Annotated in this window: 16 protein-coding genes; 4 read left to right on the top strand and 12 right to left on the bottom strand. The window is 63.0% G+C overall.

Going from position 1 to position 18824, the window contains the following annotated elements:
• Positions 1-6: 6 nt before the first annotated feature.
• Both cobS and AB3N21_RS20950 read right to left on the bottom strand, forming a co-directional pair.
• Positions 7-993, bottom strand: coding sequence for a cobaltochelatase subunit CobS (gene cobS / locus AB3N21_RS20955; RefSeq protein ID WP_367937028.1), 987 nt, complete (start codon positions 991-993; stop codon positions 7-9).
• Between the two features lie 508 nt (positions 994-1501).
• Positions 1502-2125: a DnaJ domain-containing protein gene (locus AB3N21_RS20950; protein ID WP_171178409.1), complete on the bottom strand. Its 624-nt coding sequence runs from the start codon at positions 2123-2125 to the stop codon at positions 1502-1504.
• A gap of 106 nt (positions 2126-2231) precedes the next feature.
• On the opposite strand from AB3N21_RS20950, the gene AB3N21_RS20945 reads away from it, so the two are divergent.
• A complete protein-coding gene (locus tag AB3N21_RS20945; protein ID WP_367937027.1) occupies positions 2232-2486 on the top strand; it encodes a BolA family protein in 255 nt (84 codons plus the stop codon).
• A 230-nt stretch (positions 2487-2716) separates the two neighbouring features.
• Here the strand turns inward: AB3N21_RS20945 and AB3N21_RS20940 are convergent, their stop codons facing one another.
• The 7 genes from AB3N21_RS20940 to pepN all read right to left on the bottom strand — a co-directional run bounded on the left by AB3N21_RS20940 (position 2717) and on the right by pepN (position 10750).
• Positions 2717-3166, bottom strand: coding sequence for a DUF4177 domain-containing protein (locus tag AB3N21_RS20940; RefSeq protein ID WP_171178406.1), 450 nt, complete (start codon positions 3164-3166; stop codon positions 2717-2719).
• A 197-nt stretch (positions 3167-3363) separates the two neighbouring features.
• Positions 3364-3762: a hypothetical protein gene (locus AB3N21_RS20935; RefSeq protein ID WP_367937026.1), complete on the bottom strand. Its 399-nt coding sequence runs from the start codon at positions 3760-3762 to the stop codon at positions 3364-3366.
• Entirely contained in the window at positions 3759-4427 is a 669-nt protein-coding gene (locus AB3N21_RS20930; protein WP_367937025.1) for a hypothetical protein, read from the bottom strand. Before AB3N21_RS20930 ends, AB3N21_RS20935 begins: the two co-directional genes overlap by 4 nt.
• Before the next feature lie 291 nt (positions 4428-4718).
• Positions 4719-6230: an Asp-tRNA(Asn)/Glu-tRNA(Gln) amidotransferase subunit GatB gene (gene gatB, locus AB3N21_RS20925; protein ID WP_367937024.1), complete on the bottom strand. Its 1512-nt coding sequence runs from the start codon at positions 6228-6230 to the stop codon at positions 4719-4721.
• Positions 6231-6338: 108 nt separating this feature from the next.
• The gene (locus AB3N21_RS20920) at positions 6339-7553 is read right to left on the bottom strand and encodes a hypothetical protein (protein WP_367937023.1); all 1215 of its coding nucleotides are present in this window, start codon (positions 7551-7553) and stop codon (positions 6339-6341) included.
• Between the two features lie 134 nt (positions 7554-7687).
• Entirely contained in the window at positions 7688-8119 is a 432-nt protein-coding gene (locus AB3N21_RS20915; protein WP_367937022.1) for a hypothetical protein, read from the bottom strand.
• A gap of 78 nt (positions 8120-8197) precedes the next feature.
• Complete coding sequence (gene pepN / locus AB3N21_RS20910; RefSeq protein ID WP_367937021.1) at positions 8198-10750, bottom strand: aminopeptidase N; 2553 nt, start codon at positions 10748-10750, stop codon at positions 8198-8200.
• A gap of 198 nt (positions 10751-10948) precedes the next feature.
• Between pepN and AB3N21_RS20905 the strand changes: the two genes are divergently transcribed.
• Positions 10949-13084, top strand: a complete 2136-nt coding sequence (locus AB3N21_RS20905) for a malate synthase G (RefSeq protein ID WP_367937020.1) — start codon at positions 10949-10951, stop codon at positions 13082-13084.
• An 82-nt stretch (positions 13085-13166) separates the two neighbouring features.
• The gene (locus AB3N21_RS20900; RefSeq protein WP_367937019.1) at positions 13167-13592 is read left to right on the top strand and encodes a heme-binding protein; all 426 of its coding nucleotides are present in this window, start codon (positions 13167-13169) and stop codon (positions 13590-13592) included.
• Between the two features lie 3 nt (positions 13593-13595).
• Here AB3N21_RS20900 and AB3N21_RS20895 read toward each other — a convergent pair whose 3' ends face one another.
• The gene (locus tag AB3N21_RS20895) at positions 13596-14552 is read right to left on the bottom strand and encodes a phosphatase PAP2 family protein (RefSeq protein ID WP_367937018.1); all 957 of its coding nucleotides are present in this window, start codon (positions 14550-14552) and stop codon (positions 13596-13598) included.
• Positions 14553-14724: 172 nt separating this feature from the next.
• On the opposite strand from AB3N21_RS20895, the gene AB3N21_RS20890 reads away from it, so the two are divergent.
• The gene (locus tag AB3N21_RS20890; RefSeq protein WP_367937017.1) at positions 14725-15504 is read left to right on the top strand and encodes a gamma-glutamyl-gamma-aminobutyrate hydrolase family protein; all 780 of its coding nucleotides are present in this window, start codon (positions 14725-14727) and stop codon (positions 15502-15504) included.
• Positions 15505-15568: 64 nt separating this feature from the next.
• On the opposite strand, the gene AB3N21_RS20885 is transcribed toward AB3N21_RS20890, so the two are convergent.
• Together AB3N21_RS20885 and AB3N21_RS20880 are read right to left on the bottom strand one after the other, a co-directional pair.
• Positions 15569-16351: a prephenate dehydrogenase/arogenate dehydrogenase family protein gene (locus AB3N21_RS20885; protein ID WP_367937016.1), complete on the bottom strand. Its 783-nt coding sequence runs from the start codon at positions 16349-16351 to the stop codon at positions 15569-15571.
• A 231-nt stretch (positions 16352-16582) separates the two neighbouring features.
• Positions 16583-18823: a molybdopterin cofactor-binding domain-containing protein gene (locus tag AB3N21_RS20880; protein ID WP_367937015.1), complete on the bottom strand. Its 2241-nt coding sequence runs from the start codon at positions 18821-18823 to the stop codon at positions 16583-16585.
• Position 18824: the final 1 nt, after the last annotated feature.

Genomic DNA, 18824 nt, shown 5'->3' with positions numbered 1-18824 from the left:
CTCCTGTCACCCCAGGCTCGCACTCGCCGCACTCTCCGGCAGCTCTTCGTCAAAGCAGCGTTGATAGAACTCGGCCACGGTCTGCCGCTCCAACTCGTCGCACTTGTTCAGGAACGACAGGCGGAACGCATAGCCCACATTGCGGAAGATCTCGGCGTTCTGGGCCCAGTTGATCACGGTCCGCGGGCTCATCACCGTGGACAGATCGCCATTCATGAACGCCGTCCGGGTCAAGTCGGCCACCGTCACCATATGGCTCACGGTCTTGCGCCCCTGCGCGGTGTTGTAATGCGGCGCCTTCGACAGCACGATCATCGTCTCGGCATCATGGCTCAGATAGTTCAGGGTCGAGACCAGCGACCAGCGGTCCATCTGCGCCTGGTTGATCTGCTGCACCCCGTGATAGAGGCCGGTCGTATCCCCCAGACCCACGGTGTTGGCGGTGGCGAACAGGCGGAAGTTCGGGTTCGGCGTGATGATCTCGTTCTGGTCCAGCAGGGTCAGCTTGCCGTCATGCTCCAGCACCCGCTGGATCACGAACATCACATCCGCGCGGCCCGCGTCATATTCGTCGAACACGATGGCCACCGGATTGCGCAGCGCCCAGGGCAGGATGCCCTCGTGGAACTCGGTCACCTGCTTGCCGTCGCGCAGCTTGATCGCGTCCTTGCCGATCAGGTCGATCCGGCTGATATGGCTGTCCAGGTTCACCCGGACGGCGGGCCAGTTCAGACGCGCGGCCACCTGCTCGATATGGGTCGATTTACCGGTGCCGTGATAGCCTTGGATCATCACCCGCCGGTTATGGGCAAAACCCGCCAGAATCGCCAGCGTGGTCTCGGGGTCGAACTTGTAGGTGTGGTCGATCACCGGCACCCGGTCGCTGCGCTCGGCAAAGCCCTTGACCGCCATGTCCGAGTCGATGCCAAACACTTCGCGGACCGAGATATCCTCGGTGGGTTTTGCATTGATATCAATCGATCCGTCGGCCATGGGTTTCGTCCTTATCCTTTGCCCCGTTCACCGGGTTTGAACCCGTGTGTGGTGCAACATATAGCCGGGGAGAGCAAGGGGAAGTGCGCCGCCTGCACAACTGATCCTGCAAATCAGCGGGAACTGGACTCACAGCCGGCATGCGGGCCCTGATGCAGGGCCGTCCGGTCCCGGGACGAAACAGACCTGGCCATGAAAAAGACGCCGCTTGCGGCTCTCCAGAGCGTGGACAAACTCCGACGCCTGCAACCCGGCCTTAAAACTCGGGGCACAATTCGAGAACTCTATGTCCCATCTGTTTGGCGCGGGCGTCAGCCCGGGCCGCGCCCGACCCTCCCCCCGGGAGGGCGCATTTGCGATGTCGTGTAAATCTCCGACAAGGGCTCAGGTTTTGAACGATCCGCACTATTTCTGCGTTTCGCAAGCGCCCACCCAGGGTCGGGCGCGGCCCTTGTCGCACCCATTCAGCCGGTGCGTTGAGCAATTTCCCTGCCCCTGCAGACAAACCCTACTTGAAGTTCTTGCTGTCCTTGATTTGGTCCCAGGCCCAAACCACTTCCTGCAGCTGTTCTTCCTGGCTGCGGTCGCCGCCATTCATGTCCGGGTGCAGCACCTTGATCAGCTTCTTGTACGCCTTGCGCACCTCGGCCTTGGTCCAAGTGTCCTTGGCCTCCAGGATCTCGACCGCCCGGCGCTCGGTCGGAGGCAGCCGCCGCCCGCCGCCGGCGCTGCGGCCCGGATTCTTGGTGGCGTTCTCGCCCAACACCTGATGCGGGTCCTCGATGCCCAGCCGCGCCCAGGCGCGCGCCTCGGGATCGCCCATCGGCTTGGTCTCGCGCTCCCACACCTTGTCCTTCGAGCGCTGCGCATTCAGCTCGGCCTCGGTGGTGCCGTCGAAGAAGTTCCATTTCTGATTGTACTCGCGCACATGCTGCTGGCAGAACCAGTAGAAATCATCCAGCACGTCCGGCGCCTTGGGCGCGCGGAACTTGCCCGCCTCCTGGCAGCCCTCGTGATCGCAGACACGGACCGAGGTCTCGGACGCGCCCGACATGCCCCGCCGCCCGCGCGGGTTTTTCTTCTTGGCGCTTGAGACCGACATATCGAACCCGAACGGGTCTGGTTTCGTCATCGCACTGATCCTTACGAACTCGGCTTTTCGACTCGGAGGCAGCAGTTTAATCTATGTGGCGACAGATAGAAGAGGGGGCGGCAAATTATTTGCCGCCATTTTTGACATGAGCCTGACCGAAGACATCCGCAACCGGCTGAATTCCGCCTTCAACCCGCGTGAACTCGACGTGGTGGACGACAGCGAAAGCCACCGGGGCCATGCCGGCTACCGCGAAGGCGGCGAGAGCCATTTCAACGTCCGCATCCGCGCCGACGCGTTCCAAGGGCAATCGCGGGTGGCGCGCCACCGGGCGGTGCACAAGGCGCTGGGCGACATCGTGCCCCGCATCCACGCGCTGGCGCTGGATATCGGCGACTAGGGCACCGCGAGAGAAACTTCACACACGCAGCATCTCCTGACGCGCCCAAAATCTTTGATTTCAGGCAACGTTGGGTGAGTCAGGCGAAACGCGACAAAGTGGGCCTGATTAGCCGGAGTTGTGACCCCGACGGCATCGGCGAGGCAGCGCCCGCACCGCAGCGCGTCTCACGCAGTTCTGCCGTGCACCACGGATCTCGAAGATTGCCGCGCGCAGCGCAACCGGGCCTGCTATTCCGGTTTGTCCCCGGGCTTTGCGTCCGTCTCGGTGTCGGCTGCTTCAGGGTCCTGAGCGCTCTTGAAGGACAATGGCGGGTCTTCCGCCTCCTCGGAAATCGGGGCAGGGGCCTCTACCGCGTCAGGCCCGGGCACCGGCCGGGCCAGCGGTACGCCCTCGGGCGTGTGGCTGGGCATTTCGACCGGATGCGCGTGGGCCTCGGCGGCGTCCTCGGCGGTTCTGCGGAACACCAGAACATTGCGCCAGTTCACGGTCGACCCGGTCAACCCGGTACGCTCCTCGCTCGGCAGCAACTCGGCCCGCAGATACTCCCAGCCCTCCAGCCCCAACTGGTTCAACACCTGCTCGATCGACAACGCAAACCGCGCCTCGGGCGTCTTGATGCCCTTGGCCTTGGTTCCTTTTTGCGGAGCGGGAACAACCTTGTATTCGTAAAGGGTCATGCTCGGGCCTCTGTTATTTGCGCGCAGCTTATAGCAACCTGCGATGCAAAGACCAGAGGCCGTCTTGTGCGCCGCGAAACCAGCAATGACCCGCGAGGGACGACGGTTCGCGGTCATTCACATGGCTCAACGGATCAGGAAGCACAGGGGTCAGAGAGGGCAGGCGCCGCCAAGGCAGGGCCTCCCGGCCCAAGGCATCAAAAGTCATCATCGGGATGCCAGGACTGATAATGCAGGAACGGCCAAGCCCCGTTCCGCTGCGCAAACCAGATGGTCAGGTTGTTGTCGGGCGACAGGGTCCAGGTCGCCTCCCGCATCAGGGGCGGTGCGTCCCTCAACTGACCTTCGGTGTAATAGTTCAGCAACTCGATGCGAAACTCGGTCTCGCCCCGCGACAGTCTGAAATCCTCCTGCGTTGCGGGCGGGCCCAGCTTGGCGACCGCCGCCTCATAGTCTTGCGTAATCAACTCCATCACGATCTCTGGCTCGGTCATGGTGTCGTCTCCGTTGTCCTGCTGTGTCGTTTGCGCCTGGGTGCACCCGGCGGTGATGGCGGCCAAGGCCACCATCGCAATGGCTCGATTGGTAGGCGTCACTTGACGCTCTTCACAACAAAGGTGGTGTCGGGAATGATCTTGTTGAGTTCGATGACCAGATAGTCGGCATGGCGTTTCTTCACCTTCATGCCGACATTCATGATGCTCTTCTTGTGATGCTTGTAGGCGCTGGTTTTCTTGTATTCGTCGGCATGCCCGGCCGGTGAGCCTGTCGCGTTGCCGATCGCGTGCCCGAACTCATGCGCCGCCGGGTCCTGGGTCACGCCCTTGGGCGCGCCTTTCTTTTTGGCGGGATTCATGTCCTCGGTATCCAGCTCGATCGTCTGCTTGCCCCAGTTCACCTTGCTGCCGTGGAAATCGCCCTTCGGGATCTTGGCGGCGGTCACCGTCCAATGCGCACCCGAGGATACCGGGTCCACGTCGAAGTGAACCGTCAGGGTCTTGCCCTTGTAATGCGCGGCAAACTCGGACTTGCCCTTGACCGTCAGAACGAATTTTCCGTTCCAGGCTTTCCGGATCGTCTTTTCAATCGCGACGTGGAAATCCTTCTTTTCCTTCGGCGTCCATTTCGAGGCTTTCTTCTTGGTCACATAGACGTAGTTCCAGGTCTGCCGGACCCAGACCTGTCCCTTTTTCCCGTCGATGCGGAAATCCATGCGCTTGGTTTTCTTCTTGTGAACAAGGTCAATGGCTTTGTCGCCCATAATCAATCTCCCCGGCTGCAGAGGAACCGGTTTCAAATGTTTGTTTCGGGCGGGTCGAAATGCGAATAGCGGGCCGCCCAAGTGATAAAAATCTGTTCAAAAACGCCTTGAGGTACCACAGAACCGGTTCTGTCACAACTATGGCTTTCCACCATTGCGACGGGTGCCTTCCCCGCGCTGGAAGGCAGCGGATCGACGGCGGTTCAGGTGCCGAACCGGCTCATGTACGAAACGTACAAACCCGACAGGGGGGCCTGCCGGGCGTGTACAAAACGGAAGATTTCGGGTCGGTCAGAGGCCCAGCTTCTGGCTCACCAACTGGTTCACTGCCTTCGGGTTGGCCTTGCCGCCGGTCGCCTTCATCACCTGACCGACGAACCAGCCGGCCAGTTTCGGGTTTACCTTGGCCTTCTCGACCTGTGCTGGATTGGCGGCGATGATCTCGTCCAGCGCGGCCTCGATGGCGCCGGTGTCGGTCACCTGTTTCATGCCACGTTTCTCAACGATTTCAGCAGGATCGCCGCCTTCGGTATAGACGATCTCAAAGAGATCCTTGGCGATCTTGCCGGAAATGGCGTCCGAGGAAATCAGGTCGATTATGCCGCCCAGCTGCGCCGGGCTCACGGGGCTTTCGGTGATGTCGTGATCTTCCTTCTTCAGGCGTCCGAACAGCTCATTGATCACCCAGTTCGCCGCCAGTTTCCCGCTGCGCCCCTTGGCCACCTCTTCGAAATACGCCGCCGATTCCACCTCGGCGGTCAGCACGGAAGCGTCATAGTCGGTCAGTCCGAAGTCATTGATGAAACGTGCTTTTTTCTCATCCGGAAGCTCCGGCAGGCGCGTGGCAATATCGTCCACCCAGGCTTGTTCGATCTCCAGCGGCAGCAGGTCGGGGTCCGGGAAATAGCGGTAATCATGCGCCTCTTCCTTGGACCGCATCGAGCGGGTCTCGCCCTTGTCGGGATCATAAAGACGGGTCTCTTGGTCGATGGTACCACCGGCTTCGACGATAGCGATCTGGCGCCGCGCCTCGACCTCGATCGCCTGCTGGATGAAGCGCATCGAGTTCATGTTCTTGATTTCACAGCGCGTGCCCAGATGCGAAAAATCCTGTGTTTCTTGATACTTCTCGTAATCACCCGGGCGGCAGATCGACACGTTCACATCCGCCCGCAGGTTGCCGTTCTGCATGTTGCCGTCACAGGTGCCCAGGTACCGCATGATCTGGCGCAACTTGGCGATATAGGCCGCAGCCTCTTCCGGCCCACGAATATCGGGGCGCGAGACGATCTCCATCAGGCACACACCGGTCCGGTTCAGGTCGACAAAAGACATGTTCGGATCCATGTCGTGGATCGATTTTCCGGCGTCCTGCTCCATGTGGATACGCTCGATCCGCACCTTGCGCGCGGTGCCGTCGCCCATTTCGACCAGCACTTCGCCTTCGCCCACAATGGGTTGATAAAGCTGGGAAATCTGGTAGCCCTGCGGCAGGTCGGGGTAGAAATAGTTCTTGCGGTCAAAGGCCGATTTCAGGTTGATATCCGCCTTCAGACCCAGCCCGGTCCGCACCGCCTGTTCCACGCAATATTCGTTGATCACCGGCAGCATCCCCGGCATCGCCGCGTCCACGAAGGCCACGTTCGAATTCGGCTCGGCCCCGAACTGCGTCGATGCGCCCGAGAACAGTTTGGCGTTCGAGGATACCTGCGCATGCACCTCCATCCCGATCACCAGTTCCCAATCGTGCTTGGCACCGGCGATGGTTTTGGGTTTGGGCATTTCATAGGTCAGGTCGAGCATGGCGCGCCTCTTGTCCGCAGAAGTCTAAGCCTGCGTATTAGGCCCGGCGCGCGACAGGGGCAAGGGGCAAAGGCGCTTTGCATTGGTTCCCGGCCAACCCGCCGCCGGTTACGCGCAGTGCAGACCGGTCGGAGTAAAGGTGATGTGCTGTCCCCGGCGCAGCTCGGCGCGGAAATGCGCGGCGAGGGCCTGCAGCGCATCGGTCCGCCCGCGCGCGGCAAAGCGGCGGGGCGAGGTGAGGCGCGCGGTGGTGTCGAAGCCCTCGGTGGCATGGGCCCAGATCAGCGGATGCAGCTCGGTCAGGTGATTGCGGATCAGCCAGTCCTCCGCCTCGCACAGCTGGACCCGGACCAGATCGGCCTCTTCATGCAGGCCCAGCCCGGCGGGTAGGGCAATCGCGCAATAGGCTGCAAGCAGGTTGACCGTTTCCTGCCCGGGGCGCCGTTGCAGAATGTCGCGCAGGCCGTCCAAAAAGAACGCCACATCGACGCGGGCGCAGGCCTCTTCATCCTGAGTGATCGCATCGAAATACACCCAGGTATAACCTGCAGCGCCCCAGGTCTCCTGCGTGCGGGCGGCAGTGCGGCGAGCCTCAAGCTCCAACGCGTCATAGTTGCCGGACCGGCGGGGCAGCAGATGCGTGCCCAGGGCGCGCATGTGCCGGGGGTTCTCAGGATCGAGGTCGATCAGGGCCTCATATGCGTCGGCCAGATTGGTGTCGGGGGCAGGGCGCCCAGCCAGAAGCGTACAGCGCGCCGAGGCGAGCGCGGTGCTGTCCGGTTCGGCGTGAAGCAGAGGGGTCAGGATCTCGGCCGCGCGTTCGAAATGGGCGGCGCAGCGCTCGCGGTTGAGCTGTGACAGGGTGGTGTCCCAGCCGGTACCCCGCCATGCCCCGCCGATCTCCATATGCGCCTGCGCCACAACCAGCGCGATCATCGGATCGCCGTCATGTTCGTCGAGCACCGCTTCCAGCGCCCTTATACCTGCGACCAGGCGCGGGTCATCGGGGTCAACATCCTCGGCCAGCGCATGGTCCACCGCCAGCGTCACATCCGAGTGCGCGCCAAGGGCCAGAAGCTCGGCAACCGGCATACCTCCGTGGGCGGTGGCCCGGGTCTGATCGGCGGCCCGCATCTCGACCGAGAGTTCCGCCCACATCTCTTGCCGGGCCAGATGACGCCCGCGCTTCAGGGCGTCGAGACCGGCCAGTTCCTCGGCATTGCGCTCGGCAACAGGGATCGAGAGGCGGTCTTCGGCGCGGATCAGGGGAGAAGGGGGCAGAGCGGGGTGCGGGTCAGGCCGTGCCGTCAGCCTGGCAAGCATGTCTCTGGCAAAACCGATCATCATGAAACCCGCATGGAAGGTCACTCGCAACTTGCGGGCATTTGTGGCCGGGCTTTAGGGCGGAATGATGGCCGGGACCGGGGGATTTGGTGAAATTGCGGTTCGAATTCGGGTCAGAACACCCTGAAATGATGGCGCACCACTCGCAGGCCCAGATCGGTCAGCGTCTGCTCAAACGCGCGGTGTGGCGGCAGGGCTTCATCCGGCAGCCGGATACGTTTGCCCGAGTGCAGACAGGCCGAGACCCGCACCGAGAAGTCCCAGCGGGTGTCGAACCGCATGTATTCGATTTCCTCCAGCCGCACCGCGCCACTGCGGCTGCCGGTGAACCAGCGCAACTCTCCGTCCTCGACCGAGAGCCCGGCGCTGGTATCGGCATAGAGATCCCAGAGCGCGGGCAGCGTGGGCAGCGCCAACAGCGCCATCAGCCACCAAGCGGCGTCGAACAGGATGATCGCGGCAATGAGCGCGGCATAGACCAGTATCAGGATCGCTACTGTGCGCGGGGCACGGTTATGGCGGGTAAAGCGAAAGGGCTCTGTCATCGGCTGGTTACAGTGGTAGGCGCAGGTTCGATGATGCCCGCCCTGGCCCGGGAAATCAGGGTTTGCTGGCGCACCGGTTCAGGCACCAAGAATGCGCGAGATCATCTCGGTCGTGTCCCGAGACAGATCGGGGGTGTCAGCAATCCGCGTCAGCTGCGCCCGGATCAGGTCCTGCCGGTCCGCATCGTAGCGCTTCCAGGTCTGGAAGGCGGTGCACATGCGGGCGGTGGTTTGCGGGTTGACAGGGTCGAGGCGGATCAGCCAGTCGGTCAGCAACTCGTACCCCGCGCCGCTTTCATGGTGAAAGCCTGCGTGGTTCATCGCCAGCGCCCCCATCACCGCGCGGAAGCGGTTGGGGTTCTTCCAGTTGAAATCCGCATGTTCGGTCAGCGTCTTGGTCAACCCCGGCGTCTTGTCCGGCGCCGCCAGCGCGACCTGCAGGCCGAACCACTTGTCGATCACCAGCCGGTCGTTTTGCCACTGGTCGTAGAAGGCGGCCAGTTCCGTCTCACCCTTGCCGGACTTCAACAGGCAGGAGAGCGCGCTCAGTTGCAGCGTCATGTTGTCGGCGCGGGCGTATTCTCCCGCCGCCTGCGCTCCGCCGTCGAGGCGTGAGATCAGGGCCAAGGCGGCGCTGCCAAGGGCGCGTTTGCCGGATTGTTCGGCATCGGGCCGGTAGGGGGCGTCGAACAGCGATTGGCCGTGCAGGCGTGGCAGCAGGTCCTGCATGTGCTGGGCGGTGGCCTGCCGCAAGGTCTCGACCGCGGTCCAGATCGCCATCGGGTCGGGCGTTGTGCCGCGCTCGTGCAGGGCGGCGGCCAGTTCCGACTGGGTGGGCAGGCCCAACATCAGGGCGCGATAGGCCGGGTCGAGGCTGTCATCCCGCAACACGGCGAGCAGGCCGTCGAGATAGTCGGCATTCGGGGCCGCATCCTCGGTGATCATGCGCAACAGCGTGTCCTGCGCCAGCGAACGCCCGGCCTCCCACCGGTTGAAGGGATCGGTGTCGTGGGCCAGCAGAAAGGCGCGTTCGGTAGCCGTGGTCTCGCGGTCGAGGATCACCGGCGCCGAGAAGCCGCGTAGAATCGAGGGCACCGGTTTGGCGGCCAGCCCATCAAAGGTGAAGCTTTGACTTTCCTCGGTCAGTTCCAGCATTTTTGTGCCCTGCACCTCGTCCCCGTTCGGGCCCACCAGGCCGACCGCGACCGGGATCACCTGCGGCAGCTTCTCGGGCTGCTCCGGCGTGGGGGCGGTGCTCTGGCTGAGGGTCAGGGTATAGGTGCCGTCGGCCCAGCCCTCCTCAACCTGAATGCGGGGGGTGCCAGCCTGCGAATACCAGCGCTTGAACTGGCTCAGGTCGCGGCCTGTGGCATCCTCGAACACCTGCAGCCAATCCTCGATGGTGCAGGCCTGCCCGTCGTGGCGGTCGAAATAGAGATCCAGCGCCTTGGCATAGGCCTCATCCCCCACCAGCCGCTTGAGCATGCCGATCACCTCGGCGCCTTTCTCGTAGACGGTGGCGGTGTAGAAGTTGTTGATCTCCTGAAAGCTCTCCGGGCGGACGGGGTGCGAGAGCGGCCCCTGATCCTCGGGGAATTGCCGCGCGCGCAGGTCGATCACGTCGTGGATGCGTTTGACCGAGGCCGAGCGCATGTCGGAGGTGAACTGGGCGTCCCGGAACACCGTCAGCCCCTCTTTAAGGCACAGCTGGAACCAGTCGCGGCAGGTGATGCGATTGCCGGTCCAGTTGTGAAAATACTCATGCGCGATGATGGCTTCGATACGTTCGAAATTGGCGTCCGTCGAGGTTTCGGGGCTTGCCAGAACGGCCGACGAGTTGAAGATGTTAAGCCCCTTGTTCTCCATCGCGCCCATGTTGAAATCGTCCACCGCAACAATGTTGAACACGTCCAGATCGTATTCGCGGCCATAGACGTTCTCGTCCCAGGTCATCGACTTTTTCAGCGCTTCCATGCCGAAGGCGCATTTGCTTTCGTCACCCGGGCGGACATAGAGGTTCAGCGCCACGTCGCGGCCCGAACGGGTGGTGAAGCGGTCGGAATGCGCGACCAACTCTCCGGCGACCAAGGCGAACAGATAGGCCGGTTTCGGCCAGGGGTCGGTCCACTCGGCCCAGCCGTCACCCGATCTGGTCGGGTTGCCGTTCGACAGCAGCACCGGGTGGGGGCCGTTGATGCGCACGGTGAAGGTGGACATCACGTCGGGGCGGTCGGGGTAATAGGTGATCTTGCGGAACCCTTCGGCCTCGCACTGCGTGCAGTACATGCCGTTGGACATGTAGAGCCCTTCGAGCGCGGTGTTGTTGCCCGGGTCGATCTCGACCTCGGCTTCCCACGTGAAAGGCGCGTCGGGGGCGGGGCAGGTCAGGCCCTTGTCGGTGATCTCGGGCGCGACCTCTTGCCCGTCGATGGTGGCGCGGATCAGTTTCAGCTCTTCGCCATGCAGGAAGAAGGCCTTGTCTTCGGCCTCCGGGTTCGGGCGGAACGCGATGCGCGAGGTGACGCGGGTGGCATTCGGCGCAAGGTCGAAGGTCAGGTGGACGCTGTCCACGATATAGCCGAACGGGGTGTAGTCCTTGAGATAGATCGTGGTGGGGGCAGCGTCGCGCATCGGGGGCCTCTTGGCGTTGATCTCAGGCGCGACGTTATGGAGTTCGCCCGGTGGCTGCAAGCGGGTGGGGGTGTGCCGTCGGCGCGCGGATCCCGGGTTCCGGCGGACAAGACGCAGCGGAGCACGTTGCCTATCGGAAACTTTCGCTCTAATTGGGCCTGCATGCAGTCGCACACAATGGCAAGAGGGACGGCGGATATGAGCGGCAGAGAGAACCGGAGCGGGTTGCAGGTGGCCTCGGAACTGGTGGATTTCATCGAAAATCATGCCTTGCCCGGGACCGGGGTTGAAGCCGGGGATTTCTGGACTGGCATGGCGCGCATGGTGACCGAACTGGCGCCGAAGAACCGCGCGCTTCTGGCCAAACGTGCGGAGATGCAAAGCCGGCTCGACGCCTGGCACGTGGCGCGCCGGAGCGAGGCGCATGACCCTGTTGCCTATGAAGCCTTCCTGCGCGAGATTGGCTATCTGGTCGACGAGGGGTCGGATTTTGCCATCGACACCGCCAATACCGACCCCGAGATTGCCGCGATCCCCGGCCCGCAACTGGTGGTGCCGATCACCAACGCCCGTTTTGCGTTGAACGCCGCCAATGCGCGCTGGGGCAGCCTCTATGATGCGCTCTACGGCACCGATGCGATGGGCGATCTGCCGGCGGGCAAGGGCTATGATGCGGCCCGTGGCGCACAGGTAATCGCTTGGGCGAAAGGCTTCCTCGATGAGGTCGTGCCGCTGGCCAGCGGGTTCTGGTCGGATGTCACTCTACTGCGTGTCGAGAACGGTGTGTTGGAACCTGCCTTGGCCGATCCGGCGAAATTCGCGGGTTTCGGCGGAGAGGCATCGGCTCCGGACTTCGTCCTGCTCAAGAACAACGGTCTACACATTCAGATCGCGATCGACGCAGGTAGCAACATCGGCGCTTCGGACCCGGCGGGTATCGCCGATATGCGGCTGGAATCGGCGCTCTCAACCATCATGGATTGCGAGGATTCCGTGGCCGCTGTTGATGCCGAGGACAAGGTGCTGGCCTACAGCAACTGGCTGGGCCTGATGAAGGGCGACCTGACCGAAGAGGTGACCAAGGGCGGAGCCACCTTCACCCGAAAACTGGCCGGCGATCTGGCCTACACCGCCGCCGATGGTTCGGCAGGCGTGCTCAAGGGCCGTTCGCTGATGCTGGTGCGCAATGTGGGCCACCTGATGACCAACCCGGCGGTGCTGGACGGCGAGGGCAACGAGATCGGTGAGGGGCTGCTAGATGCGCTCTGCACCACCATGATCGCGATGCACGATCTGCGGCGTGAGGGCGGCAACTCGGACCATGGTTCGGTCTATGTGGTCAAGCCCAAGATGCACGGGCCGGAGGAGGTGGCGTTCTCGGGCGAGATCTTCGACATGGTCGAGGACATTCTGGGCCTGCCGCGCAACACGGTGAAGCTGGGCATCATGGATGAGGAGCGGCGGACTTCGGTGAACCTCAAGGAGTGCATCCGCGCTGCGAAGTCGCGGGTGGCCTTTATCAATACTGGCTTTTTGGATCGCACCGGCGACGAAATCCATACCTCGATGGAGGCCGGGCCGATGCTGCCCAAGGGTGAGATCAAGGACACGCCTTGGATTGCGTCCTACGAGGATCGCAACGTCGATGTCGGGCTGGCCTGCGGGCTGAAGGGCCGGGCGCAGATAGGCAAGGGCATGTGGGCGATGCCGGACCGGATGGGAGATATGCTGAAGGCCAAGATCGGCCATCCGATGTCGGGTGCGACCTGCGCCTGGGTGCCGTCGCCCACCGCCGCGACGCTGCACGCAACCCATTACCACAAGGTGGCTGTGCTGGCCCGGCAGGAGGAGATCGCCGCCGGTGGTCCTCGTGGGACGCTGGCCGATCTGCTGACCGTACCGCTGCTGGGTGGACGCAACCTGAGTGCGGATGAAATCACCCGCGAGGTGGAGAACAACGCCCAGGGCATCCTCGGCTATGTGGTGCGCTGGGTGGACCAGGGAGTTGGCTGTTCGAAAGTGCCGGATATCCACGATATCGGGTTGATGGAGGATCGCGCGACCTGCCGGATTTCGTCCCAGGCGCTGGCCAACTGGCTGCATCACGGCGTGGTCGATGAAGCGCAGGTGATGGCGGCGATGCAGAAGATGGCCGCCGTGGTGGACCGGCAGAATGCGGATGATCCGGCGTACAGGCCGATGGCGCCGGGGTTTGACGGGATCGCGTTCCAGGCGGCCTGCGATCTGGTGTTCAAGGGGCGGGTGCAGCCTTCGGGCTATACCGAGCCGGTTTTGCATGGGCGGCGTCTGGAACTGAAGGCCAGTTTGGGCTGAGTGGCAGGGGACGGGAACGAGGGGGCTGTCTGCCCCCTCGCGCGCCCCCGAGGATATTTTGGAACAGAAGAAGGAAGCAGGGATGGTGATTTCTTTGCGCAAGGCGCGTACGATCATTCGCAAGTCGCTGGACAAGGGGCGGGAGATGGAGTTGAAGCCGCTCTCGGTCGTGGTGCTGGATGCGGGCGGGCATGTCATTGCCTTCGAGCGCGAGGATGGCGCGGCGCCGGGGCGGTTCGCGATCGCGCATGGAAAGGCCTATGGCTCGGTGATGCTGGGCATGGCTGGCACCGCTCAGATGCAGCGTGCCGAGGCGCAGGGGTATTTCATGGCTGCGGTGAACGGCGTCTATGGTGGGCAGGTGGTGCCGGTGCCGGGCGGCGTGCTGGTGCGCGACAAGAAGGGCGCCGTGATCGGGGCTGTTGGTGTGACGGGCGACACCTCGGACAACGATGCGGCTGCTGCTCTGGCCGGGATTCAAGGCGCTGGGCTGAGCGGCGAAATCTGATTATCAACGCGTCGCCGGGCGGGGATCGGTGGCCAGTTTTCCGGCCAGCCAGGCGGCGATGGCAAAGGTCGCGATCCCGCCCGCCATGTCCGTCAGGTAATGGCCGCCATGTGACAGGATCGCAGGCACCATAGCGAGGTTGAGGGCGAGCGCCGGCAGAAACAGCACCGTGCCCCGCAGATACCAGATCATCAGCAGCGCCATGACCGTGTGATAAGACGGGAAGGCAATGGTGCCGACGATGTCGTTCGGTGAAATCACTGGCAGGCCATGATCCAACAACTGTCTCAGATACGCGCCATATTGCATATTTGTGACCAGGTTCATGGCTTCGGCCGTCTCGGTCGGGATATTGTGGAACGCCGAGGGGCCAATGCTGGGGGCCAGCCACCAGATCAGGGTGGTGAGGAGCAGGCCCAGGCTACCGGCCAACAAGGCGCGGTGCAGTTTTAAGATCCGGCCAGTAAGAGCAAGAAATGCAATTAGAGCAAAGAGTTGCGGCAAAGAGCTATGGTAAACAAGTCCCAGAATTCGGGCAAATTCTGGATAAGTTGCTACTGTTTCAACGAAGTCCGGCCAGGAGTAGCCGAGCGCGGAATCCATCCGCATCAATTGCTGGTCAAACAAGCCCGTAGTGACCGGAAAGCGCAGGTAAATCAGCACGGTCGCAGCACCTGTGAAGCCGAGATAAAGGCTGTTGCCAATCGCGAGATGGGCAAGGTTGGGCTGATTTTTCTTCCGACGTATGTAGATGCCGGCAGCCAACAAACCCATAGCTGGAAAAACGGAGAGCCCGAAGGCTCCCCAAGCTACTGCCTGCTCTTTGAGGACGGATAGGCCGACGCACAGGATAACCATGCACGCCAAAAGTCCGAGCAGGACGCGCTCATTCCGGTCAAAAACGATACGCCCGCCTTGCGCGGGGGATGTCACGTTGGGCTGAACCGACACCTCGGTCATGTGATGCCACACTCCTGCTGTTTGGCGCAATTTCCACCGGCTTTGTGTCCAATCTTTGTTACTTTTGCGGGATTGTTGAGAAATTCACAGTCGAGGCTGCGAAACCGCACTTTGAAACCCGGGCTGGTTTTGGCATGAAGGTCTGAACGGTTTGATTGTGTACGAGGATTGAATGGCGCGTCCGGTTGTTGGCATCATCGGCAACTCCTACCTGATGAACGACCAGTACCCTACCCATGCGGGGGGGACGATGAACTCGGACGCGGTGGCCAATGTATCGGGATGTCTGCCGCTGCTGGTGCCCGCCGATCCGCGTTTTGTCTCGGTTGCCGAACTGATGGAGATCTGCGACGGGTTCCTGCTGACCGGCGGACGGCCGAATGTGCACCCTGAGGAATATGGCGAGGCCGCGACCGAGGCGCATGGCGAGTTCGACCGTGCGCGCGATGCCATAACCCTTCCGCTGATCCGGGCCTGCGTTGAGCGCGGCCAGCCGTTTCTGGGCATCTGCCGCGGGTTTCAGGAGGTCAACGTGGCGCTGGGCGGCACGCTTTACCCTGAGATCCGCGAGCTTCCGGGTCGGATGAACCACCGGATGCCGCCCGATGGCACGCTGGAAGAGAAATTTGCCCTGCGCCATGTGGTGACGTTGACTGAGGGCGGGGTGTTCCATCGTCTGTTCGGCGCGCCCGAAGTGATGACCAACACGCTGCACGGGCAAGGGATCAAGGTGCCGGGGCAGGGGATCGTGATCGACGGACACGCCCAGGACGGCACGCCCGAGGCCACCTATGTCAAGGATGCGCCGGGCTTTACGTTATCGGTGCAGTGGCATCCTGAATGGGATGCGGCCAACGATCCGGTTTCGCGCCCGCTGTTTCAGGCCTTTGGCGATGCGGCGCGCGGTTGGGTCGAGGGCAAGCGCCCCGGGTTGTTCCAGAAATCTGCCTGATTACGGAACTTCGCAAAGAACTTGATACATCCGGCATCGCCTGACGCGCCCGAAATCCTTGATTTCAGGCAGCGTCAGGTGATTCAGGTATTTCGCGAAGTGCTATGGGCCGGTCCAGGTCACCTGCCAGTTCCAGCGCTTCCCTTAGAAAACGGTCCCTGACCGGGGCGGCGAACGGATTGTCGCGCTCGATGGCTTGGAACACGCCGGGCGGGTCGTGGCGGACCATGTCGATGGCCTCGCGCAGCTTGTCGAAGCTGACCGTGGTCAGGCGGTCGGGCAAAGGGTCGATGCGCGCGACGATCTGAGCGATGAAGTGTGTCAGGCCCTGCACCACAGCCGCCTCGCGGTCATGATCCTCGGGCGAGACCAGATGCGGGCGCAGGCCCAGCAGCGTGCGGCAGAGGGCGGCGAGTGTCAGGCAGGCGTCTCCGCGTACCCGGCTGAGGGCGATCTTGCGGCCCGCGATCCCGTCAGAGGCGCTTTGCGGGCCAAACAGGGGGTGGGTGCCGACGATGCTCACATGCGCGGGCAGCAGGCGCTCCATGAGCTGTACGGGTGTGACCTTGACCGAGCTGACATCCGCAACCACCGCACCGGGACGCAGATGCGGGGCGAGAAAGGTCAGGACGGGTTCCAGTTGAGCCACCGGTACCGCGAGGATGACCAGATCGCAGGTGGCGGTTTGGGGCAGGGTGCCAAAGGACACTCCTGACATATCCCCCGGGACCGGGCGGGGATCATGCACCACCAGCGGTGTCAGCGGCGCGAGGTGCTGGGCGATGAGGCGGCCAAAGGCGCCAAAGCCGATCAGGCCAACAGAACGAATGAGGGGTCGGGATTGCATCGGGATACTCCGGGAGAAAGCCGCGATGCAGGGATGTGTTTCGTTCGAACCGCCTGTCGCGGCGGTTGAACATGAGTGAGCGCCCGCCGTTATCTGGACGGGGTATAATAGAAATTACGGATGAAGGTCCGGTTGCTCATGGCTGCCCGATAGCGGATCGGGGCATGCGAAGTCAACAGCCGGAGAAAAGGGGCGGCCCCGCCCGTTGCCGGGTGAGGCCTGTGTGCATCGTCAGACCAGCAGGTCGAAGTGATCGGCAAAGGGCAGTGTGCGCACACGCTTGCCGGTCAGATCGTACAGCGCATTGCCCAATGCAGGCATCGAGGGTGGGGTGCCCGGCTCGCCCGCGCCGCCCATGTGGCGGTTGGCTTCAAGCACCCGGACCTCGACCTGCGGCGATGTATGCATCCGGATCGCGTCGTAGTCGGGGAAGTTGAACTGTTCCACCTCGCCATCCGCAAAGGTGATGGCGCCATAGCAGGCCGCCGACAGGCCATAGATCATGCCGCCGAACATCTGCGCCTTGACCGTTTCCGGGTCCAGCGCCAGCCCCATGTCGCAGGCGATCCAGGCCTTGTTGATGCGGATGGTGCCAGACTCGTCCACAACCTCGACGATCTGTGCGACCGGCGTGCCGAAACTGTAGGTGAAGGCCACGCCGCGGCCCACGCCGTCGGGTGTCTTGCCAGTCCAGCCGGACATCTCGCGCACCGCTTCAAGACAGCCTGCCGAGGGGGCGTGTTCGTTCTTCATCAGCTCCAGCCGGAACTCCAGCGGGTCGCGGCCTGCGGCATGGGCCATCTCATCCATGAAGGTTTCGTGGAAGAAGCCGTTATGGCTGTTGCCGACCGAGCGCCAGAAGCCCACGGGGATGTTGAGATCCGCGATATGACCGCTGATGCGGTAGTTGGGAACCGCATAGGGCTGGTTGAACAGGCCTTCGACCAGCACCTTGTCAGGGCCGCCGCCCGCGAAGCCGGTGATCCGCTCCACTGCCTGGTGAGTGCAGGATTGCGAGGCCACCTGACCGTCGATCAGCACCGCCTTGCCGTCTTTGACTGCACCGCGCATTCGCGCCATCGCGCCGGGGCGGTAGAAGTCGTGGCGCATGTCCTCTTCCCGGCTCCAGGTCGTCTGAACCGGCACGTTGGGCATGGCCATGGCGACCTTGGTGGTGATGACGCCGAAGTCGAACTCGCCCCGGCGGCCGAAACCGCCGCCCAGATAGGTGGTGTGCACCTCGACCTGTTCGCTGTCCAGATTGGCGGCGGAGGCGATCTTCATCTGCATGAAGGTGGGCGCCTGATTGCCGCCCCAGAACTCAAGCTTGCGGCCCGAGAACAGCGCGGTGGCGTTCATCGGCTCCATCGTGGCGTGGGCCAGATAGGGTACAGTGTATTCGGCGGTGATCTCGGTAGCGCCCTCGGGCATCACGCTGACATCGCCATCGTCGCGCATGGTCGAGTTGGGGCTTTTGTCGAAGGCCTCGGCGATCTTGGCAAAGATCGCGTTGGTCTCGGGCGGATAAGGCGCGTCCTCCCACTCCACGTCAATCGCTTCAACCGCTTGAATGGCCAGCCATGTGTTCGAGGCGACCACGGCCACGCCATTACCCAGATCGACCACTTTTTCCACGCCGGGCATGGACTTGGCGGCGCTGTCGTCAAAGCTTTTCATGCCGCCGCCCAGCTTGGGGTTGATGCGGACAGAGGCGAATTTCATCCCTGGCAGGCGCACGTCAACGCCGAACTCGGCGGTGCCGGTGGATTTGCCCACCATGTCGAGCCGGGGCAGGTTCTTACCCAGATAACGCCACTCGCTGGGGTCGCGCAGATGCGCCTCGACGGGGTCGAGCTTGGCGGCATCCATCGCCAGTTCGGGATAGGGGATCTTGCTGCCGTCCGGTGCGATTACGTGCCCGGCCTCGGTCGTCAGTTGCGACCGGTCCACGCCCAGCCGCTTGGCTGCGGCCTGTTTCAGCGTCTCGCGGGCCGAGGCGCCGGCCTCGCGCATGCGCACGAACCCGTCCTTCATCGAGGTCGAGCCGCCGGTGACCTGCAGGCTGAGCACCTTGCCGATCACCCCCAGCGCCTCGGCCAGGTTATGCTGGAAGTTCGAGATGTCATAGCCCTTGTTGGGCAGGCCCTCGCCGATCATGGCGGTGTTGTAATAGGCCGCCGCCGCCGGTCCGTGCAGGACCGTGATCTGATCGAGGTCTACATCCAGTTCCTCGGCGATCAGCGCGGCCCAGGTGGTCTTGACCCCCTGACCCATTTCGGCACGCGGCGCGAACAGGGTGACGCCGTTCTGGTCGATCAGGACAAAGGGGTTCAACGCGGCCTCACCTTCGCCCGGTTTCAGCGGGTTGGCGGCGGGGCGGGTGACGTAGTAGGCGCCGAAGGCCACGCCGCCGACGATGGCGGCCGAGCCGATCAGGAAGGTGCGGCGGACGATTTTACCGATGCTTGCCATC

This window comes from Ruegeria sp. (assembly GCF_040830605.1).
Taxonomy (GTDB): Bacteria; Pseudomonadota; Alphaproteobacteria; order Rhodobacterales; family Rhodobacteraceae; genus Ruegeria.
Note: the sequence above shows the minus strand (reverse complement) of the source record. Positions and strands in the feature narration are given on the sequence as shown.

Bases quoted from the DNA above. Each gene is read 5' to 3' on its own strand.
- AB3N21_RS20885 (WP_367937016.1), bottom strand. From the start codon at position 16,351: ATGCAATCCCGACCCCTCATTCGTTCTGTTGGCCTGATCGGCTTTGGC.
- AB3N21_RS20900 (WP_367937019.1), top strand. From the start codon at position 13,167: ATGGTGATTTCTTTGCGCAAGGCGCGTACGATCATTCGCAAGTCGCTG.
- AB3N21_RS20950 (WP_171178409.1), bottom strand. From the start codon at position 2,125: ATGACGAAACCAGACCCGTTCGGGTTCGATATGTCGGTCTCAAGCGCC.
- AB3N21_RS20890 (WP_367937017.1), top strand. From the start codon at position 14,725: ATGGCGCGTCCGGTTGTTGGCATCATCGGCAACTCCTACCTGATGAAC.
- AB3N21_RS20930 (WP_367937025.1), bottom strand. From the start codon at position 4,427: ATGGGCGACAAAGCCATTGACCTTGTTCACAAGAAGAAAACCAAGCGC.
- AB3N21_RS20905 (WP_367937020.1), top strand. From the start codon at position 10,949: ATGAGCGGCAGAGAGAACCGGAGCGGGTTGCAGGTGGCCTCGGAACTG.
- AB3N21_RS20895 (WP_367937018.1), bottom strand. From the start codon at position 14,552: ATGACCGAGGTGTCGGTTCAGCCCAACGTGACATCCCCCGCGCAAGGC.
- AB3N21_RS20880 (WP_367937015.1), bottom strand. From the start codon at position 18,823: ATGGCAAGCATCGGTAAAATCGTCCGCCGCACCTTCCTGATCGGCTCG.
- pepN (WP_367937021.1), bottom strand. From the start codon at position 10,750: ATGCGCGACGCTGCCCCCACCACGATCTATCTCAAGGACTACACCCCG.
- AB3N21_RS20915 (WP_367937022.1), bottom strand. From the start codon at position 8,119: ATGACAGAGCCCTTTCGCTTTACCCGCCATAACCGTGCCCCGCGCACA.
- gatB (WP_367937024.1), bottom strand. From the start codon at position 6,230: ATGCTCGACCTGACCTATGAAATGCCCAAACCCAAAACCATCGCCGGT.
- cobS (WP_367937028.1), bottom strand. From the start codon at position 993: ATGGCCGACGGATCGATTGATATCAATGCAAAACCCACCGAGGATATC.
- AB3N21_RS20940 (WP_171178406.1), bottom strand. From the start codon at position 3,166: ATGACCCTTTACGAATACAAGGTTGTTCCCGCTCCGCAAAAAGGAACC.
- AB3N21_RS20920 (WP_367937023.1), bottom strand. From the start codon at position 7,553: ATGCTTGCCAGGCTGACGGCACGGCCTGACCCGCACCCCGCTCTGCCC.
- AB3N21_RS20945 (WP_367937027.1), top strand. From the start codon at position 2,232: ATGAGCCTGACCGAAGACATCCGCAACCGGCTGAATTCCGCCTTCAAC.